A 696-nucleotide genomic window follows, 5' to 3' on the forward strand; every position below is an offset into this window, starting at 1 on the left:
CTTGCTGCCATTGCTTTCTACGAGAAGGCCCTGGGCGCGGTGAACAGCTTCCATGCGATGGCCGAGGACGGCAAGCGGGTGATGCACGCCAATCTCGCGATCTATGGCGGCGAGGTCATGCTGCACGACGAGTTTCCCGAATTCGGCGGAAGCGTGTTGTCGCCGAAAACGATCGGCGGCACCGGAGTGGCGATCAGCCTCAACCTTCCTGCGTCAACCGACGTCGATGCAGCCTATGACAGGGCGGTTGCCGCCGGGGCATCGACAGTGCTGGAGCCGCAGGATACCTTCTGGCACGCACGCTACGCGCGTATTCAGGATCCCTTCGGCCACGTCTGGGCCTTCAACGCACCGGTCGCAAAATCATGAGCCAGTACCTTCTCGAACTCGCATCGCTGATGGCGATCTTTGCCTTCGCCATCGTCTCTCCGGGCGCGGACCTTGCCATGGTCATGCGCCAGTCGATCGTGCATGGCCGCCGCCCGGCGATCATCACGTCCTTCGGCATCGGCACGTCGCTGATGTTCCATGTGACTTATACGATCCTTGGCCTCGGACTGATCATTTCGCAGTCGATCTACCTCTTCAAAATCGTCAAATGGTGCGGCGTTGCCTACCTGATCTATATCGGGTTCAAGGAGATGCGTGCCGGCCAGACGGAGATCAAGGTCGACCGCACCGAAAGCGCTGATCCGG

The 696-nt window shown here is 60.3% G+C and carries 2 protein-coding genes; both read left to right on the forward strand.

The window, feature by feature from the left end; all coding sequences use genetic code 11:
- On the forward strand, positions 1-369 hold a 369-nt coding region (locus I8N66_RS09370; protein WP_291152733.1), incomplete at its 5' end, for a VOC family protein.
- The coding region (locus I8N66_RS09375; protein ID WP_291152736.1) for a LysE family translocator at positions 366-696 on the forward strand (331 nt) is incomplete at its 3' end. The genes I8N66_RS09370 and I8N66_RS09375, both read left to right, overlap by 4 nt.

Origin of the sequence: Ensifer sp. SSB1 (assembly GCF_016652895.1) — a bacterium.
Taxonomy (GTDB): Bacteria; Pseudomonadota; Alphaproteobacteria; order Rhizobiales; family Rhizobiaceae; genus Ensifer.